The sequence below is a fragment of the Escherichia sp. KS167_9B genome, assembly GCF_030295215.1.
GTDB classification, from domain to species: Bacteria; Pseudomonadota; Gammaproteobacteria; order Enterobacterales; family Enterobacteriaceae; genus Escherichia; species Escherichia coli_F.
On record NZ_AP025754.1, the window covers coordinates 4,689,895 to 4,707,974 of the forward strand.

The following is an 18,080-nucleotide window of genomic DNA, read 5'->3' on the forward strand; positions in this document are numbered from 1 at the left end:
TCCGTGTTTGATATCGGTTTTAGCGAACTGCTATTGGTGTTCATCATCGGCCTCGTCGTTCTGGGGCCGCAACGACTGCCTGTGGCGGTAAAAACGGTAGCGGGCTGGATTCGCGCGTTGCGTTCACTGGCGACAACGGTGCAGAACGAACTGACCCAGGAGTTAAAACTCCAGGAGTTTCAGGACAGCCTGAAAAAGGTTGAAAAGGCGAGCCTCACTAACCTGACGCCCGAACTGAAAGCGTCGATGGATGAACTACGCCAGGCCGCGGAGTCGATGAAGCGTTCCTACGTTGCAAACGATCCTGAAAAGGCGAGCGATGAAGCGCACACCATCCATAATCCGGTGGTGAAAGATAATGAAGCTGCGCATGAAGGCGTAACGCCTGCCGCTGCACAAACGCAGGCCAGTTCGCCAGAACAGAAGCCAGAAACCACGCCAGAGCCGGTGGTAAAACCTGCTGCGGACGCTGAACCGAAAACCGCTGCACCTTCCCCTTCGTCGAGTGATAAACCGTAAACATGTCTGTAGAAGATACTCAACCGCTTATCACGCATCTGATTGAGCTGCGTAAGCGTCTGCTGAACTGCATTATCGCGGTGATCGTGATATTCCTGTGTCTGGTCTATTTCGCCAATGACATCTATCACCTGGTATCCGCGCCATTGATCAAGCAGTTACCGCAAGGCTCAACGATGATCGCCACTGACGTGGCCTCGCCGTTCTTTACGCCGATCAAGCTAACCTTTATGGTGTCGCTGATTCTATCAGCGCCGGTGATTCTCTATCAGGTGTGGGCGTTTATCGCCCCAGCATTGTATAAGCACGAACGTCGCCTGGTGGTGCCGCTGCTGGTTTCCAGCTCTCTGCTGTTTTATATCGGCATGGCGTTCGCCTACTTTGTGGTCTTTCCTCTGGCATTTGGCTTCCTTGCCAATACCGCGCCGGAAGGGGTACAGGTATCCACCGACATCGCCAGCTATTTAAGCTTCGTTATGGCGCTGTTTATGGCGTTTGGTGTCTCCTTTGAAGTGCCGGTGGCAATTGTGTTGCTGTGCTGGATGGGAATTACCTCGCCAGAAGACTTACGCAAAAAACGTCCGTATGTGCTGGTTGGCGCATTTGTTGTCGGGATGCTGCTGACGCCGCCGGATGTCTTCTCGCAAACGCTGCTGGCGATCCCGATGTACTGCCTGTTTGAAATCGGTGTCTTCTTCTCACGCTTTTACGTTGGTAAGGGTCGAAACCGGGAAGAGGAAAACGACGCTGAAGCAGAAAGCGAAAAAACTGAAGAATAAATTCAACCGCCCGTCAGGGCGGTTGTCATATGGAGTACAGGATGTTTGATATCGGCGTTAATTTGACCAGTTCGCAATTTGCGAAAGACCGTGATGATGTTGTAGCACGCGCTTTTGACGCAGGAGTTGATGGGCTGCTCATCACTGGCACTAACCTGCACGAAAGCCAGCAGGCACAAAAACTGGCGCGTCAGTATTCATCCTGTTGGTCAACGGCGGGCGTGCATCCTCATGACAGCAGCCAGTGGCAAGCAGCGACCGAAGAAGCGATCATTGAACTGGCCTCGCAGCCAGAAGTGGTGGCGATTGGTGAGTGTGGCCTCGACTTTAACCGCAACTTTTCTACCCCAGAAGAGCAGGAACGTGCTTTTGTTGCCCAGCTACGCATTGCCGCAGAATTAAACATGCCGGTATTTATGCACTGTCGCGATGCCCACGAGCGGTTTATGACATTGCTGGAGCCGTGGCTGGATACACTGCCTGGTGCGGTTCTTCATTGCTTTACCGGCACACGCGAAGAGATGCAGGCGTGCGTGGCGTGTGGAATTTATATCGGCATTACTGGTTGGGTTTGCGATGAACGACGCGGGCTGGAGCTGCGGGAATTGTTGCCGTTGATTCCGGCGGAGAAATTGCTGATCGAAACTGATGCGCCGTATTTGCTCCCGCGCGATCTCACGCCGAAGCCATCATCCCGGCGCAACGAGCCAGCCCATCTGCCCCATATTTTGCAACGTATTGCGCACTGGCGTGGAGAAGATGCCGCATGGCTGGCTGCCACCACGGATGCCAATGTTAAAACACTGTTTGGGATTGCGTTTTAGAGTTTGCGGAACTCGGTGTTCTTCACACTGTGCTTAATCTCTTTATTAATAAGATTAAGCAATAGCATGGAGCGAGCCTCACCGTCGGGTTCGGTGAAAATGGCCTGAAAACCTTCGAACGCGCCTTCGGTAATAATCACCTTATCACCCGGATAAGGGGTTGCCGGATCGACAATGTCTTTCGGTTTATATACCGACAGTTGATGGATTACCGCTGATGGGACTATCGCCGGCGATGCGCCAAAGCGCACAAAGTGGCTGACACCACGGGTCGCGTTGATTGTCGTGGTATGAATGACTTCTGGATCAAATTCGACAAACAGGTAGTTGGGGAACAATGGCTCACTGACTGCAGTACGTTTGCCACGCACGATTTTTTCCAGGGTGATCATCGGTGCCAGGCAATTCACCGCCTGTCTTTCGAGGTGTTCCTGGGCACGTTGAAGTTGCCCGCGCTTGCAGTATAGTAAATACCAGGATTGCATAATGACTCTTATCCGTTTAATCGGGGCGCAAGGATAGCAAAAGCTTTACGCTAAGTTAATTATATTCCCCGGTTTGCGTTATACCGTCAGAGTTCACGCTAATTTAACAAATTTACAGCATCGCAAAGATGAACGCCGTATAATGGGCGCAGATTAAGAGGCTACAATGGATGCCATGAAATATAACGATTTACGCGACTTCCTGACGCTGCTTGAACAGCAGGGTGAGCTAAAACGTATCACGCTCCCGGTGGATCCGCATCTGGAAATCACTGAAATTGCTGACCGCACTTTGCGTGCCGGTGGGCCTGCGCTGTTATTCGAAAACCCTAAAGGGTACTCAATGCCGGTGCTTTGCAACCTGTTCGGTACGCCGAAGCGCGTGGCGATGGGCATGGGGCAGGAAGATGTTTCGGCGCTGCGTGAAGTGGGTAAATTATTGGCTTTTCTGAAAGAGCCGGAGCCGCCAAAAGGTTTCCGCGACCTGTTTGATAAACTGCCGCAGTTTAAACAAGTATTGAACATGCCGACAAAGCGACTGCGTGGTGCGCCCTGCCAACAAAAAATCGTCTCTGGCGATGACGTCGATCTTAACCGCATTCCCATTATGACCTGCTGGCCGGAAGATGCCGCGCCGCTGATTACCTGGGGGCTGACCGTAACGCGCGGCCCGAATAAAGAACGGCAGAATCTGGGTATTTATCGCCAGCAGCTGATTGGTAAAAACAAACTGATTATGCGTTGGCTGTCGCATCGCGGCGGCGCGCTGGATTATCAGGAGTGGTGCGCGGCGCATCCGGGCGAACGTTTCCCGGTTTCTGTGGCGCTGGGTGCTGATCCCGCCACGATTCTCGGTGCGGTAACGCCCGTTCCGGATACACTTTCAGAATATGCGTTTGCCGGATTGCTGCGCGGCACCAAGACCGAAGTGGTGAAGTGTATCTCCAATGACCTTGAAGTGCCCGCCAGTGCGGAGATTGTGCTGGAAGGGTATATCGAACAAGGTGAAACGGCGCCGGAAGGGCCGTATGGCGACCACACCGGTTACTATAACGAAGTCGATAGTTTCCCGGTATTTACTGTGACGCATATTACCCAGCGTGAAGATGCGATTTATCATTCCACCTATACCGGGCGTCCGCCGGATGAACCTGCGGTGCTGGGTGTCGCACTGAACGAAGTGTTTGTGCCGATTCTGCAAAAACAGTTCCCGGAAATTGTCGATTTTTACCTGCCGCCGGAAGGCTGCTCTTATCGCCTGGCGGTAGTGACGATCAAAAAACAGTACGCCGGACACGCGAAGCGCGTCATGATGGGCGTCTGGTCGTTCTTACGCCAGTTTATGTACACTAAATTTGTGATCGTTTGCGATGATGACGTCAACGCACGCGACTGGAACGATGTGATTTGGGCGATTACCACCCGTATGGACCCGGCGCGGGATACTGTTCTGGTAGAAAATACGCCTATTGATTATCTGGATTTTGCCTCGCCTGTGTCCGGGCTGGGTTCAAAAATGGGGCTGGATGCCACGAATAAATGGCCAGGGGAAACCCAGCGTGAATGGGGACGTCCCATCAAAAAAGATCCGGATGTTGTCGCGCATATTGACGCCATCTGGGATGAACTGGCCATCTTTAACAACGGTAAAAGCGCCTGATGCGCGTTTGTTTTGCCCTATTTATCGATCCGACAGAGAAAGCGCATGACAACCTTAAGCTGTAAAGTGACCTCGGTAGAAGCTATCACGGATACCGTATACCGTGTCCGAATCGTACCAGATGCGGCCTTTTCTTTTCGTGCTGGTCAGTATTTGATGGTAGTGATGGATGAGCGCGACAAACGTCCGTTTTCAATGGCCTCGACGCCGGATGAAAAAGGTTTCATCGAGCTGCATATTGGCGCTTCTGAAATTAACCTTTACGCGAAAGCCGTTATGGACCGTATTCTCAAAGATCATCAAATCGTGGTCGATATTCCCCACGGAGAAGCGTGGCTGCGCGATGATGAAGAACGTCCGATGATTTTGATTGCGGGTGGCACCGGGTTCTCTTATGCGCGCTCGATTTTGCTGACGGCGCTGGCGCGTAACCCAAACCGTGATATCACCATTTACTGGGGCGGGCGTGAAGAGCAGCATCTTTATGATCTCTCCGAGCTTGAGGCGCTTTCGCTGAAGCATCCTGGTCTGCAAGTGGTGCCGGTGGTTGAACAACCGGAAGCGGGTTGGCGTGGGCGTACTGGCACCGTGTTAACGGCGGTATTGCAGGATCACGGCACGCTGGCAGAGCATGATATCTATATTGCCGGACGTTTTGAGATGGCGAAAATTGCCCGTGACCTGTTTTGCAGTGAGCGTAATGCGCGGGAAGATCGCCTGTTTGGCGATGCGTTTGCATTTATCTGAGATATAAAAAACCCGCCCCTGACAGGCGGGAAGAACGGCAACTAAAACTTTATACAGTGGCATTTAGATCTATGTCGCATCCGGCATTCGGCACACGATGCCTGATGCGACGCTTGCGCGTCTTATCAGGCCCACATGGGCGCAGGATCGGTAGACCGGATAAGGCGTTTACGCCGCATCCGGCAAGTGGTTAAACCCGCTCAAACACCGTTGCAATACCCTGACCCAGACCGATACACATCGTCGCCAGACCAAACTGAACGTCTTTGCGTTCCATCAGATTCAGCAGCGTGGTGCTGATACGCGCACCGGAACAACCCAGCGGATGACCCAGCGCGATCGCGCCACCGTTGAGGTTGATCTTCTCGTCAATCTGCTCCATTAGCCCCAGATCTTTAATACATGGCAGGATCTGTGCGGCAAAAGCTTCATTCATTTCAAACACGCCGATATCGCTGGCAGAAAGCCCCGCTTTTTTCAGCGCCAGCTTCGAGGCTGGAACCGGGCCGTAACCCATAATCGACGGGTCACAACCAACGACCGCCATCGAACGTACGCGGGCGCGTGGCTTAAGACCTAATTCACGAGCGCGGCTTTCACTCATCACCAGCATGGCTGCAGCGCCATCGGAGAGAGCGGAAGACGTACCCGCCGTTACCGTGCCGCTGACTGGATCGAACGCCGGACGCAGCGTGGCGAGGGCTTCCACGGTGGTTTCCGGCCGAATCACTTCGTCGTAATTAAACTGCTTCAGGACGCCGTCGGCATCGTGACCACCGGTCGGGATGATTTCATTTTTAAATGCGCCCGACTGCGTGGCGGCCCAGGCGCGGGCGTGTGATCGCGCGGCAAAGGCATCCTGCATTTCACGGCTGATACCGTGCATACGCGCCAGCATTTCTGCCGTTAAGCCCATCATGCCCGCCGCTTTGGCGACATTGCGGCTCAGGCCGGGGTGAAAATCGACGCCGTGACTCATCGGCACATGGCCCATATGCTCCACGCCACCGACCAGACATGCCTGTGCATCGCCAGTCATAATCATCCGTGCTGCGTCATGCAGTGCCTGCATGGATGAACCGCACAAGCGATTGACGGTCACCGCCGGGACAGAATGCGGCACTTCTGCCAACAGCGCCGCGTTACGAGCGATATTAAAACCCTGCTCCAGCGTCTGCTGCACACAACCCCAGTAAATATCATCGAGGGCCGCTGCTTCCAGCGCCGGGTTACGCGCCAGCAGGCTACGCATTAAATGAGCGGAGAGATCTTCCGCACGCACGTTACGAAAAGCACCGCCCTTCGAACGGCCCATCGGGGTACGAATTGCATCGACAATGACAACCTGTTCCATTGTGACTCCTTAAGCCGTTTTCAGGTCGCCAACCGGACGGGCTGGCTCAACCAGGGGATAGTACGGTTCGTTATGACGCGCTTTATTACGCAGACCTTCCGGCACTTCATACAGCGGGCCGAGGTGCTGATATTGTTGTGCCATATCGAGGTATTTTGCGCTACCGAGGGTGTCCAGCCAGCGGAACGCGCCGCCGTGGAACGGAGGGAAGCCCAGGCCGTAGACCAGTGCCATATCGGCTTCTGCCGGAGTGGCGATAATGCCTTCCTCCAGACAACGCACCACTTCGTTGACCATCGGGATCATCATGCGGGCGATAATCTCTTCTTCGCTGAAATCGCGCTTCGGCTGGCTGACTTCTGCCAGCAGGTCGTCAACGGCGGCATCTTCTTCTTTCTTCGGCTTACCTTTGCTGTCTTCTTTATAACGCCAGAAACCAAGGCCGTTCTTCTGACCAAAACGGTTGGCATCAAACAGTGCGTCGATGGCATCGCGATAATCTTTCTGCATCCGCTGCGGGAAACCTGCTGCCATCACTGCCTGGGCGTGATGCGCGGTATCAATGCCCACGACATCCAGCAAGTATGCCGGACCCATCGGCCAGCCGAACTGTTTTTCCATCACTTTGTCGATCTTGCGAAAATCCGCGCCGTCGCGCAGCAGCTGGCTGAAACCGGCGAAATAGGGGAACAGCACGCGGTTAACAAAGAAGCCGGGGCAGTCGTTAACCACAATCGGCGTTTTGCCCATCTTGCTCGCCCAGGCGACGACTTTCGCGATGGTTTCGTCGGAGCTTTTCTCGCCGCGAATTATTTCTACCAACGGCATCCGGTGGACCGGGTTAAAGAAGTGCATCCCGCAGAAGTTTTCCGGACGTTCCAGCGCGTTGGCCAGTTCGCTGATAGGAATGGTTGAAGTGTTAGACGCCAGCACGGTATCCGGGCGTACTTTCTGCTCGGTTTCTGCCAGTACGGCTTTTTTCACTTTCGGGTTTTCGACAACCGCTTCTACCACAACATCCACGCGGTCAAACCCGGCGTAGTCGAGCGTTGGATGAATCGTGGAGATCACGCCAGCCAGTTTCAGACCGTCGATCTTGCCGCGCTCAAGCTGCTTGTTCAGCAGTTTTGCGGCTTCAGTCATACCGAGGGTTAACGACTTGTCATTGATATCTTTCATGACAACCGGCACGCCTTTCCACGCAGACTGGTAAGCAATGCCGCCGCCCATAATGCCTGCGCCCAGCACAGCGGCCTGTTTTGGGGTTTCAACGTCTTTGGTGAGTTTCTTCGCTTTGCCTTTTACATATTGATCGTTAAGGAAAATGCCGACCAGTGCGCGAGCTTCGTTGGTATGCGCCAGCGGGACAAAACTTTTGTTTTCCAGATTTAATGCTTCTTCACGACCAAAACGGGCAGCCGCTTCAATGGTTTTTACTGCGGTGATGGGCGCGGGGTAATGTTTCCCTGCTGTTTGTGCGACCATTCCTTTAGCGATGGTGAAGCTCATGGTGGCTTCAATCTTGCTCAGTTTTAGCGGTTCCAGCTTCGGCTGACGTTTCGCTTTCCAGTCGAGGTCGCCGTTAATGGCCTGACGTAAAATCGCCTTCGCGCCTTCAACCAGTTTTTCTGCTTTGACTACGCCATCCACCAGACCGATTTTCAGCGCCTGATCCGCGCCGACATCTTTACCGGCAGCAATGATTTCCAGCGCACTATCAGCACCGAGCATACGTGGCATACGTACAGAACCGCCAAAGCCCGGCATGATGCCCAGTTTGGTTTCCGGCAGACCGATGCGCAGATCTGGCGTCGCCAGACGATAATCGGTCGCCAGCACACATTCGCAGCCACCGCCCAGCGCATAGCCGTTGACGGCAGCAATGGTCGGCACCGGCAGATCTTCCAGGCGATTAAACACGCTATTGGCAAAATGCAGCCACTGGCTTAACTGTTCTTCAGGAACGAGGAACAGGGACAAGAATTCGGTGATATCAGCACCGACGATAAAGGCTGCTTTATTCGAACGCAGCAGCAGCCCTTTTAAATCTGATTGCTGTTCCAGCACGCCGATGGCCTCGCCGAGGCTGGCGACGGTCGCAGTGTCGAGTTTATTAACTGAACCTGGGGCATCAAATACCAGTTCGGCAATGCCATCTTCCAGCCAGTCAAGGTACAGGGTGTCGCCTTTGTAAAGCATGTCAGTCTCCTGAATCCGCAAGGTGATCTGGTCGTACCAGATGAGACGAAGTGTGTATTTTGTGTTAAAAATATGCAAATAAAAGATTAAAGAAATGCCAATCTGATCACGCTCGGCAGAAATCACGCTCTGTATTAACGTTGTGCTAAGATGCGGAGACTTAAGGTCAAAAAACAGAAGGGTAAAAAATGGAATCACTGGCCTCGCTCTATAAAAATCATATAGCTACCTTACAGGAACGGACTCGCGATGCGCTGGCGCGCTTCAAGCTGGATGCGTTACTTATTCACTCCGGCGAACTGTTCAACGTTTTTCTCGACGATCATCCCTATCCTTTTAAAGTGAACCCGCAATTCAAAGCGTGGGTGCCGGTAACCCAGGTGCCAAACTGCTGGTTGCTGGTAGATGGCGTGAACAAGCCGAAACTGTGGTTTTATCTGCCGGTTGATTACTGGCACAACGTTGAACCACTGCCGACCTCCTTCTGGACTGAGGACGTGGAAGTAATTGCGTTGCCGAAAGCCGATGGCATTGGTAGCCTGTTGCCAGCTGCGCGCGGCAATATCGGTTATATCGGTCCGGTGCCGGAACGTGCGCTGCAACTGGGTATTGAGGCCAGCAATATCAACCCGAAAGGGGTGATCGACTACCTGCATTACTACCGCTCCTTCAAAACCGAGTACGAACTGGCCTGTATGCGTGAAGCGCAGAAAATGGCGGTCAACGGTCATCGCGCGGCAGAAGAAGCGTTCCGTTCTGGCATGAGCGAGTTCGATATCAACATTGCCTATCTGACCGCGACCGGTCATCGTGATACCGACGTGCCTTACAGCAACATTGTGGCGCTCAACGAACACGCTGCGGTACTGCATTACACCAAACTCGACCATCAGGCACCGGAAGAGATGCGCAGCTTCCTGCTGGATGCCGGGGCCGAATATAACGGCTATGCGGCTGACCTGACTCGTACCTGGTCGGCAAAAAGCGACAACGACTATGCACAGCTGGTGAAAGACGTAAATGATGAACAACTGGCGCTGATCGCCACCATGAAAGCAGGCGTCAGCTATGTGGATTACCACATCCAGTTCCATCAGCGTATCGCCAAACTGCTGCGTAAACATCAAATCATCACCGATATGAGTGAAGAGGCGATGGTCGAAAATGATCTTACCGGACCGTTTATGCCGCACGGTATCGGCCATCCGCTGGGCCTGCAGGTGCATGACGTGGCCGGTTTTATGCAGGATGATAGCGGTACGCACCTCGCGGCACCGGCAAAATATCCGTACCTGCGCTGCACCCGTATTCTCCAGCCGGGCATGGTCTTAACCATCGAACCGGGTATCTACTTCATCGAATCGCTGCTGGCACCGTGGCGTGAAGGGCAGTTCAGCAAACACTTCAACTGGCAGAAAATTGAAGCACTGAAACCGTTCGGCGGTATTCGTATCGAAGACAACGTGGTGATCCACGAAAACAACGTGGAAAACATGACCCGGGATCTGAAACTGGCGTGATGGAAAGCTGGTTAATTCCTGCGGCACCGGTCACGGTTGTTGAAGAGATCAAAAAAAGCCGCTTCATTACGCTGTTGGCGCATACCGATGGCGTCGAGGCGGCGAAAGCGTTTGTTGAATCGGTGCGGGCAGAACACCCTGATGCCCGCCACCATTGCGTGGCGTGGGTAGCTGGCGCACCGGATGATTCTCAACAACTGGGTTTCTCTGATGACGGGGAACCCGCGGGAACGGCAGGTAAACCGATGCTCGCCCAACTTATGGGCAGCGGCGTCGGGGAAATTACCGCCGTGGTGGTGCGCTACTACGGCGGCATATTGCTGGGCACCGGTGGGTTAGTGAAAGCGTATGGCGGCGGCGTGAATCAGGCACTGCGCCAGCTAACGACCCAACGCAAGACGCCATTAACCGAATATACTTTGCAATGTGAATATAGTCAGTTAACCGGCATTGAAGCATTGCTGGGGCAGTGTGGCGGCAAAATTATCAACAGTGATTATCAGACATTCGTTCTGCTGCGGGTGGCGCTTCCGGCGGCGAAAGTGGCTGAATTTTCCGCAAAACTGGCGGATTTTAGCCGTGGTTCATTGCAATTGTTAGCGATTGAAGAATAATCCCCACTTCATTTTGCAGAACTAAGGAAGCGGCAGAGATGCATTTTCGCGCCATTACCCGAATTGTTGGACTACTGGTCATCTTATTTTCAGGGACCATGATTATCCCTGGGCTGGTAGCACTCATCTACCGGGATGGTGCGGGCCGCGCCTTTACCCAGACCTTTTTTGTCGCCCTTGCCATTGGTTCTATGCTGTGGTGGCCGAACCGTAAAGAAAAGGGCGAACTGAAATCCCGTGAAGGGTTTCTGATAGTGGTGCTGTTCTGGACCGTGTTGGGTAGCGTCGGTGCGCTCCCTTTTATCTTTTCGGAAAGCCCAAACCTCACGATTACCGATGCGTTTTTTGAATCTTTCTCCGGTCTGACTACCACGGGGGCCACTACGCTGGTGGGACTGGATACACTTCCTCACGCAATCCTCTTTTATCGCCAGATGCTGCAATGGTTTGGCGGGATGGGGATCATCGTGTTGGCGGTTGCGATACTGCCTATCCTCGGCGTGGGTGGGATGCAGCTCTATCGCGCGGAAATGCCCGGCCCGCTGAAAGATAACAAAATGCGCCCGCGAATTGCGGAAACGGCGAAAACCCTGTGGTTGATTTATGTCTTGCTGACCGTCGCCTGTGCGCTGGCGTTGTGGTTTGCCGGAATGGATGCCTTTGATGCCATCGGCCATAGCTTTGCGACTATCGCTATTGGCGGCTTCTCGACACATGATGCCAGTATCGGTTATTTCGACAGCCCGACTATTAACACTATCATTGCTATCTTCCTGCTGATCTCCGGCTGTAACTACGGTCTGCACTTTTCGCTGTTAAGTGGGCGTAGTCTGAAGGTTTATTGGCGCGATCCGGAATTTCGCATGTTTATCGGCGTACAGTTTACGCTGGTGGTTATTTGTACCCTCGTGCTGTGGTTTCATAATGTCTATAGTTCGGCGCTGATGACAATTAACCAGGCGTTTTTCCAGGTGGTGTCGATGGCGACAACCGCCGGGTTTACGACTGACAGCATTGCCCGCTGGCCGCTCTTTTTGCCGGTACTGCTTTTATGTTCAGCATTTATTGGCGGTTGCGCCGGGTCTACGGGCGGTGGCCTGAAAGTGATCCGCATTCTGCTGCTGTTTAAGCAGGGGAACCGTGAGCTGAAACGACTGGTGCATCCGAACGCCGTTTACAGCATTAAGCTGGGGAATCGCGCACTGCCGGAACGTATCCTCGAAGCTGTTTGGGGATTTTTCTCCGCTTATGCCCTGGTGTTTATCGTCAGTATGCTGGCGATTATCGCCACGGGTGTGGATGACTTTTCTGCCTTTGCCTCGGTTGTTGCGACATTGAATAACCTGGGGCCAGGGCTTGGCGTGGTTGCTGATAACTTTACCAGTATGAACCCGGTGGCTAAATGGATCCTGATTGCCAATATGCTGTTTGGTCGTCTCGAGGTCTTTACATTGCTGGTGCTCTTTACCCCGACTTTCTGGCGTGAATGATGGAGTAATACGTGAAAACATTAATTCTTTTCTCAACAAGGGACGGACAAACGCGCGAGATTGCCGCCTACCTGGCTTCGGAACTGAAAGAACTGGGGATCCAGGCAGATGTCGCTAATGTGCATCGCATTGAAGAACCCCAGTGGGAAAACTACGATCGCGTGGTCATTGGTGCTTCTATTCGCTATGGTCACTACCACTCTGCGTTCCAGGAATTTGTCAAAAAGCATGCGACGCGGCTGAATTCGATGCCGAGCGCCTTTTACTCCGTAAACCTGGTGGCGCGTAAACCGGAGAAGCGTACTCCACAGACCAACAGCTACGCGCGGAAGTTTCTGATGAGTTCACAATGGCGTCCCGATCGCTGTGCCGTCATTGCCGGGGCGCTACGTTATCCACGTTACCGCTGGTACGACCGCTTTATGATCAAGCTGATTATGAAGATGTCAGGCGGTGAAACGGATACGCGCAAAGAAGTTGTCTATACCGATTGGCAGCAGGTGGCGAATTTCGCCCGAGAAATCGCCCATTTAACCGACAAACCGACGCTGAAATAAGCATAAAGAGTAAAAAATGCGCGGTCGGAAAATTATTTTAAATTTCCTCTTGTCAGGCCGGAATAACTCCCTATAATGCGCCACCACTGACACGGAACAACGGCAAACACGCCGCCGGGTCAGCGAGATTCTCCTGAGAATCTCGACAGAGAAAAGCAAAAAAATGCTTGACTCTGAAGCGGGAAAGCGTATTATGCACACCCCGCGCCGCTGAGAAAAAGCGAAGCGGCACTGCTCTTTAACAATTTATCAGACAATCTGTGTGGGCACTCGAAGATACGGATTCTTAACGTCGCAAGACGAAAAATGAATACCAAGTCTCAAGAGTGAACACGTAATTCATTACGAAGTTTAATTCTTTGAGCATCAAACTTTTAAATTGAAGAGTTTGATCATGGCTCAGATTGAACGCTGGCGGCAGGCCTAACACATGCAAGTCGAACGGTAACAGGAAGCAGCTTGCTGCTTTGCTGACGAGTGGCGGACGGGTGAGTAATGTCTGGGAAACTGCCTGATGGAGGGGGATAACTACTGGAAACGGTAGCTAATACCGCATAACGTCGCAAGACCAAAGAGGGGGACCTTCGGGCCTCTTGCCATCGGATGTGCCCAGATGGGATTAGCTAGTAGGTGGGGTAACGGCTCACCTAGGCGACGATCCCTAGCTGGTCTGAGAGGATGACCAGCCACACTGGAACTGAGACACGGTCCAGACTCCTACGGGAGGCAGCAGTGGGGAATATTGCACAATGGGCGCAAGCCTGATGCAGCCATGCCGCGTGTATGAAGAAGGCCTTCGGGTTGTAAAGTACTTTCAGCGGGGAGGAAGGGAGTAAAGTTAATACCTTTGCTCATTGACGTTACCCGCAGAAGAAGCACCGGCTAACTCCGTGCCAGCAGCCGCGGTAATACGGAGGGTGCAAGCGTTAATCGGAATTACTGGGCGTAAAGCGCACGCAGGCGGTTTGTTAAGTCAGATGTGAAATCCCCGGGCTCAACCTGGGAACTGCATCTGATACTGGCAAGCTTGAGTCTCGTAGAGGGGGGTAGAATTCCAGGTGTAGCGGTGAAATGCGTAGAGATCTGGAGGAATACCGGTGGCGAAGGCGGCCCCCTGGACGAAGACTGACGCTCAGGTGCGAAAGCGTGGGGAGCAAACAGGATTAGATACCCTGGTAGTCCACGCCGTAAACGATGTCGACTTGGAGGTTGTGCCCTTGAGGCGTGGCTTCCGGAGCTAACGCGTTAAGTCGACCGCCTGGGGAGTACGGCCGCAAGGTTAAAACTCAAATGAATTGACGGGGGCCCGCACAAGCGGTGGAGCATGTGGTTTAATTCGATGCAACGCGAAGAACCTTACCTGGTCTTGACATCCACGGAAGTTTTCAGAGATGAGAATGTGCCTTCGGGAACCGTGAGACAGGTGCTGCATGGCTGTCGTCAGCTCGTGTTGTGAAATGTTGGGTTAAGTCCCGCAACGAGCGCAACCCTTATCCTTTGTTGCCAGCGGTCCGGCCGGGAACTCAAAGGAGACTGCCAGTGATAAACTGGAGGAAGGTGGGGATGACGTCAAGTCATCATGGCCCTTACGACCAGGGCTACACACGTGCTACAATGGCGCATACAAAGAGAAGCGACCTCGCGAGAGCAAGCGGACCTCATAAAGTGCGTCGTAGTCCGGATTGGAGTCTGCAACTCGACTCCATGAAGTCGGAATCGCTAGTAATCGTGGATCAGAATGCCACGGTGAATACGTTCCCGGGCCTTGTACACACCGCCCGTCACACCATGGGAGTGGGTTGCAAAAGAAGTAGGTAGCTTAACCTTCGGGAGGGCGCTTACCACTTTGTGATTCATGACTGGGGTGAAGTCGTAACAAGGTAACCGTAGGGGAACCTGCGGTTGGATCACCTCCTTACCTTAAAGAACTGTTCTTTGCAGTGCTCACACAGATTGTCTGATGAGAATGAGCAGTAAAACCTCTACAGGCTTGTAGCTCAGGTGGTTAGAGCGCACCCCTGATAAGGGTGAGGTCGGTGGTTCAAGTCCACTCAGGCCTACCAAATTTGCACCGCAAATTTGAAGAGGTTTTAACTACATGTTATGGGGCTATAGCTCAGCTGGGAGAGCGCCTGCTTTGCACGCAGGAGGTCTGCGGTTCGATCCCGCATAGCTCCACCATCTCTGTAGTGATTAAATAAAAAATACTTCAGAGTGTACCTGCAAAGGTTCACTGCGAAGTTTTGCTCTTTAAAAATCTGGATCAAGCTGAAAATTGAAACACTGAACAACGAAAGTTGTTCGTGAGTCTCTCAAATTTTCGCAACACGATGATGAATCGCAAGAAACATCTTCGGGTTGTGAGGTTAAGCGACTAAGCGTACACGGTGGATGCCCTGGCAGTCAGAGGCGATGAAGGACGTGCTAATCTGCGATAAGCGTCGGTAAGGTGATATGAACCGTTATAACCGGCGATTTCCGAATGGGGAAACCCAGTGTGATTCGTCACACTATCATTAACTGAATCCATAGGTTAATGAGGCGAACCGGGGGAACTGAAACATCTAAGTACCCCGAGGAAAAGAAATCAACCGAGATTCCCCCAGTAGCGGCGAGCGAACGGGGAGCAGCCCAGAGCCTGAATCAGTGTGTGTGTTAGTGGAAGCGTCTGGAAAGGCGCGCGATACAGGGTGACAGCCCCGTACACAAAAATGCACATACTGTGAGCTCGATGAGTAGGGCGGGACACGTGGTATCCTGTCTGAATATGGGGGGACCATCCTCCAAGGCTAAATACTCCTGACTGACCGATAGTGAACCAGTACCGTGAGGGAAAGGCGAAAAGAACCCCGGCGAGGGGAGTGAAAAAGAACCTGAAACCGTGTACGTACAAGCAGTGGGAGCACCCTTTGGGGTGTGACTGCGTACCTTTTGTATAATGGGTCAGCGACTTATATTCTGTAGCAAGGTTAACCGAATAGGGGAGCCGAAGGGAAACCGAGTCTTAACTGGGCGTTAAGTTGCAGGGTATAGACCCGAAACCCGGTGATCTAGCCATGGGCAGGTTGAAGGTTGGGTAACACTAACTGGAGGACCGAACCGACTAATGTTGAAAAATTAGCGGATGACTTGTGGCTGGGGGTGAAAGGCCAATCAAACCGGGAGATAGCTGGTTCTCCCCGAAAGCTATTTAGGTAGCGCCTCGTGAATTCATCTCCGGGGGTAGAGCACTGTTTCGGCAAGGGGGTCATCCCGACTTACCAACCCGATGCAAACTGCGAATACCGGAGAATGTTATCACGGGAGACACACGGCGGGTGCTAACGTCCGTCGTGAAGAGGGAAACAACCCAGACCGCCAGCTAAGGTCCCAAAGTCATGGTTAAGTGGGAAACGATGTGGGAAGGCCCAGACAGCCAGGATGTTGGCTTAGAAGCAGCCATCATTTAAAGAAAGCGTAATAGCTCACTGGTCGAGTCGGCCTGCGCGGAAGATGTAACGGGGCTAAACCATGCACCGAAGCTGCGGCAGCGACGCTTATGCGTTGTTGGGTAGGGGAGCGTTCTGTAAGCCTGCGAAGGTGTACTGTGAGGTATGCTGGAGGTATCAGAAGTGCGAATGCTGACATAAGTAACGATAAAGCGGGTGAAAAGCCCGCTCGCCGGAAGACCAAGGGTTCCTGTCCAACGTTAATCGGGGCAGGGTGAGTCGACCCCTAAGGCGAGGCCGAAAGGCGTAGTCGATGGGAAACAGGTTAATATTCCTGTACTTGGTGTTACTGCGAAGGGGGGACGGAGAAGGCTATGTTGGCCGGGCGACGGTTGTCCCGGTTTAAGCGTGTAGGCTGGTTTTCCAGGCAAATCCGGAAAATCAAGGCTGAGGCGTGATGACGAGGCACTACGGTGCTGAAGCAACAAATGCCCTGCTTCCAGGAAAAGCCTCTAAGCATCAGGTAACAACAAATCGTACCCCAAACCGACACAGGTGGTCAGGTAGAGAATACCAAGGCGCTTGAGAGAACTCGGGTGAAGGAACTAGGCAAAATGGTGCCGTAACTTCGGGAGAAGGCACGCTGATATGTAGGTGAAGCGACTTGCTCGTGGAGCTGAAATCAGTCGAAGATACCAGCTGGCTGCAACTGTTTATTAAAAACACAGCACTGTGCAAACACGAAAGTGGACGTATACGGTGTGACGCCTGCCCGGTGCCGGAAGGTTAATTGATGGGGTTAGCGGTAACGCGAAGCTCTTGATCGAAGCCCCGGTAAACGGCGGCCGTAACTATAACGGTCCTAAGGTAGCGAAATTCCTTGTCGGGTAAGTTCCGACCTGCACGAATGGCGTAATGATGGCCAGGCTGTCTCCACCCGAGACTCAGTGAAATTGAACTCGCTGTGAAGATGCAGTGTACCCGCGGCAAGACGGAAAGACCCCGTGAACCTTTACTATAGCTTGACACTGAACATTGAGCCTTGATGTGTAGGATAGGTGGGAGGCTTTGAAGTGTGGACGCCAGTCTGCATGGAGCCGACCTTGAAATACCACCCTTTAATGTTTGATGTTCTAACGTAGGCCCCTTATCGGGGTTGCGGACAGTGTCTGGTGGGTAGTTTGACTGGGGCGGTCTCCTCCTAAAGAGTAACGGAGGAGCACGAAGGTTGGCTAATCCTGGTCGGACATCAGGAGGTTAGTGCAATGGCATAAGCCAGCTTGACTGCGAGCGTGACGGCGCGAGCAGGTGCGAAAGCAGGTCATAGTGATCCGGTGGTTCTGAATGGAAGGGCCATCGCTCAACGGATAAAAGGTACTCCGGGGATAACAGGCTGATACCGCCCAAGAGTTCATATCGACGGCGGTGTTTGGCACCTCGATGTCGGCTCATCACATCCTGGGGCTGAAGTAGGTCCCAAGGGTATGGCTGTTCGCCATTTAAAGTGGTACGCGAGCTGGGTTTAGAACGTCGTGAGACAGTTCGGTCCCTATCTGCCGTGGGCGCTGGAGAACTGAGGGGGGCTGCTCCTAGTACGAGAGGACCGGAGTGGACGCATCACTGGTGTTCGGGTTGTCATGCCAATGGCACTGCCCGGTAGCTAAATGCGGAAGAGATAAGTGCTGAAAGCATCTAAGCACGAAACTTGCCCCGAGATGAGTTCTCCCTGACCCTTTAAGGGTCCTGAAGGAACGTTGAAGACGACGACGTTGATAGGCCGGGTGTGTAAGCGCAGCGATGCGTTGAGCTAACCGGTACTAATGAACCGTGAGGCTTAACCTTACAACGCCGAAGATGTTTTGGCGGATTGAGAGAAGATTTTCAGCCTGATACAGATTAAATCA

General features: G+C 53.0%; 12 protein-coding genes, 2 tRNA genes and 2 rRNA genes. 13 read left to right on the forward strand and 3 right to left on the reverse strand.

Annotated features, from left to right (window positions below):
• Window positions 1-3 precede the first annotated feature (3 nt).
• The 3 genes from tatB to tatD are packed head-to-tail and all read left to right on the forward strand — an operon-like array spanning window position 4 to window position 2,122.
• Window positions 4-519, forward strand: a complete 516-nt coding sequence (gene tatB / locus QUE34_RS23470; RefSeq protein ID WP_000459594.1) for a Sec-independent protein translocase protein TatB — start codon at window positions 4-6, stop codon at window positions 517-519.
• Between the two features lie 2 nt (window positions 520-521).
• The gene (gene tatC, locus QUE34_RS23475) at window positions 522-1,298 is read left to right on the forward strand and encodes a Sec-independent protein translocase subunit TatC (RefSeq protein ID WP_000109943.1); all 777 of its coding nucleotides are present in this window, start codon (window positions 522-524) and stop codon (window positions 1,296-1,298) included.
• Between the two features lie 41 nt (window positions 1,299-1,339).
• Window positions 1,340-2,122, forward strand: a complete 783-nt coding sequence (tatD, locus tag QUE34_RS23480; protein WP_032304172.1) for a 3'-5' ssDNA/RNA exonuclease TatD — start codon at window positions 1,340-1,342, stop codon at window positions 2,120-2,122.
• Here tatD and rfaH read toward each other — a convergent pair.
• A complete protein-coding gene (rfaH, locus tag QUE34_RS23485; RefSeq protein ID WP_001192396.1) occupies window positions 2,119-2,607 on the reverse strand; it encodes a transcription/translation regulatory transformer protein RfaH in 489 nt (162 codons plus the stop codon). The genes tatD and rfaH overlap by 4 nt on opposite strands.
• A 166-nt stretch (window positions 2,608-2,773) precedes the next feature.
• On the opposite strand from rfaH, the gene ubiD reads away from it, so the two are divergent.
• Both ubiD and fre read left to right on the forward strand, forming a co-directional pair.
• On the forward strand, window positions 2,774-4,267 hold the full coding sequence (gene ubiD, locus QUE34_RS23490) for a 4-hydroxy-3-polyprenylbenzoate decarboxylase (RefSeq protein ID WP_000339813.1): 1,494 nt from the start codon (window positions 2,774-2,776) through the stop codon (window positions 4,265-4,267).
• Between the two features lie 45 nt (window positions 4,268-4,312).
• Window positions 4,313-5,014, forward strand: a complete 702-nt coding sequence (gene fre, locus QUE34_RS23495; protein WP_001306785.1) for an NAD(P)H-flavin reductase — start codon at window positions 4,313-4,315, stop codon at window positions 5,012-5,014.
• 190 nt (window positions 5,015-5,204) lie between these two features.
• Here fre and fadA read toward each other — a convergent pair whose 3' ends face one another.
• Both fadA and fadB read right to left on the reverse strand, forming a co-directional pair.
• Window positions 5,205-6,368 (reverse strand): acetyl-CoA C-acyltransferase FadA, encoded by a 1,164-nt coding sequence (gene fadA, locus QUE34_RS23500; RefSeq protein ID WP_000438749.1) that lies wholly within the window; start codon window positions 6,366-6,368, stop codon window positions 5,205-5,207.
• 9 nt (window positions 6,369-6,377) lie between these two features.
• Complete coding sequence (gene fadB, locus QUE34_RS23505) at window positions 6,378-8,567, reverse strand: fatty acid oxidation complex subunit alpha FadB (protein ID WP_032304176.1); 2,190 nt, start codon at window positions 8,565-8,567, stop codon at window positions 6,378-6,380.
• A 188-nt stretch (window positions 8,568-8,755) separates the two neighbouring features.
• On the opposite strand from fadB, the gene pepQ reads away from it, so the two are divergent.
• The 8 genes from pepQ (at window position 8,756) to QUE34_RS23545 (ending at window position 18,018) form a co-directional block, all read left to right on the forward strand.
• Window positions 8,756-10,087 carry a Xaa-Pro dipeptidase gene (pepQ, locus tag QUE34_RS23510; RefSeq protein WP_000444561.1) on the forward strand — a complete coding sequence of 444 codons (1,332 nt, stop codon included), beginning with the start codon at window positions 8,756-8,758 and terminating at the stop codon, window positions 10,085-10,087.
• Window positions 10,087-10,701 (forward strand): IMPACT family protein, encoded by a 615-nt coding sequence (locus QUE34_RS23515; protein WP_032304173.1) that lies wholly within the window; start codon window positions 10,087-10,089, stop codon window positions 10,699-10,701. Before pepQ ends, QUE34_RS23515 begins: the two co-directional genes overlap by 1 nt.
• Before the next feature lie 38 nt (window positions 10,702-10,739).
• Window positions 10,740-12,191 carry a Trk system potassium transporter TrkH gene (gene trkH, locus QUE34_RS23520; RefSeq protein WP_000545683.1) on the forward strand — a complete coding sequence of 484 codons (1,452 nt, stop codon included), beginning with the start codon at window positions 10,740-10,742 and terminating at the stop codon, window positions 12,189-12,191.
• Window positions 12,192-12,202: 11 nt separating this feature from the next.
• The gene (gene hemG, locus QUE34_RS23525; RefSeq protein ID WP_000853949.1) at window positions 12,203-12,748 is read left to right on the forward strand and encodes a menaquinone-dependent protoporphyrinogen IX dehydrogenase; all 546 of its coding nucleotides are present in this window, start codon (window positions 12,203-12,205) and stop codon (window positions 12,746-12,748) included.
• Window positions 12,749-13,124: 376 nt separating this feature from the next.
• Window positions 13,125-14,666 (forward strand): 16S ribosomal RNA (locus QUE34_RS23530).
• A 68-nt stretch (window positions 14,667-14,734) separates the two neighbouring features.
• Window positions 14,735-14,811, forward strand: a tRNA-Ile gene (locus tag QUE34_RS23535).
• 42 nt (window positions 14,812-14,853) lie between these two features.
• Window positions 14,854-14,929 (forward strand) — tRNA-Ala (locus QUE34_RS23540).
• Between the two features lie 183 nt (window positions 14,930-15,112).
• Window positions 15,113-18,018: ribosomal RNA gene (locus QUE34_RS23545) — 23S ribosomal RNA — on the forward strand.
• The 16S and 23S rRNA genes sit together here with 2 tRNA genes alongside, the layout of an rRNA operon.
• Window positions 18,019-18,080: the final 62 nt, after the last annotated feature.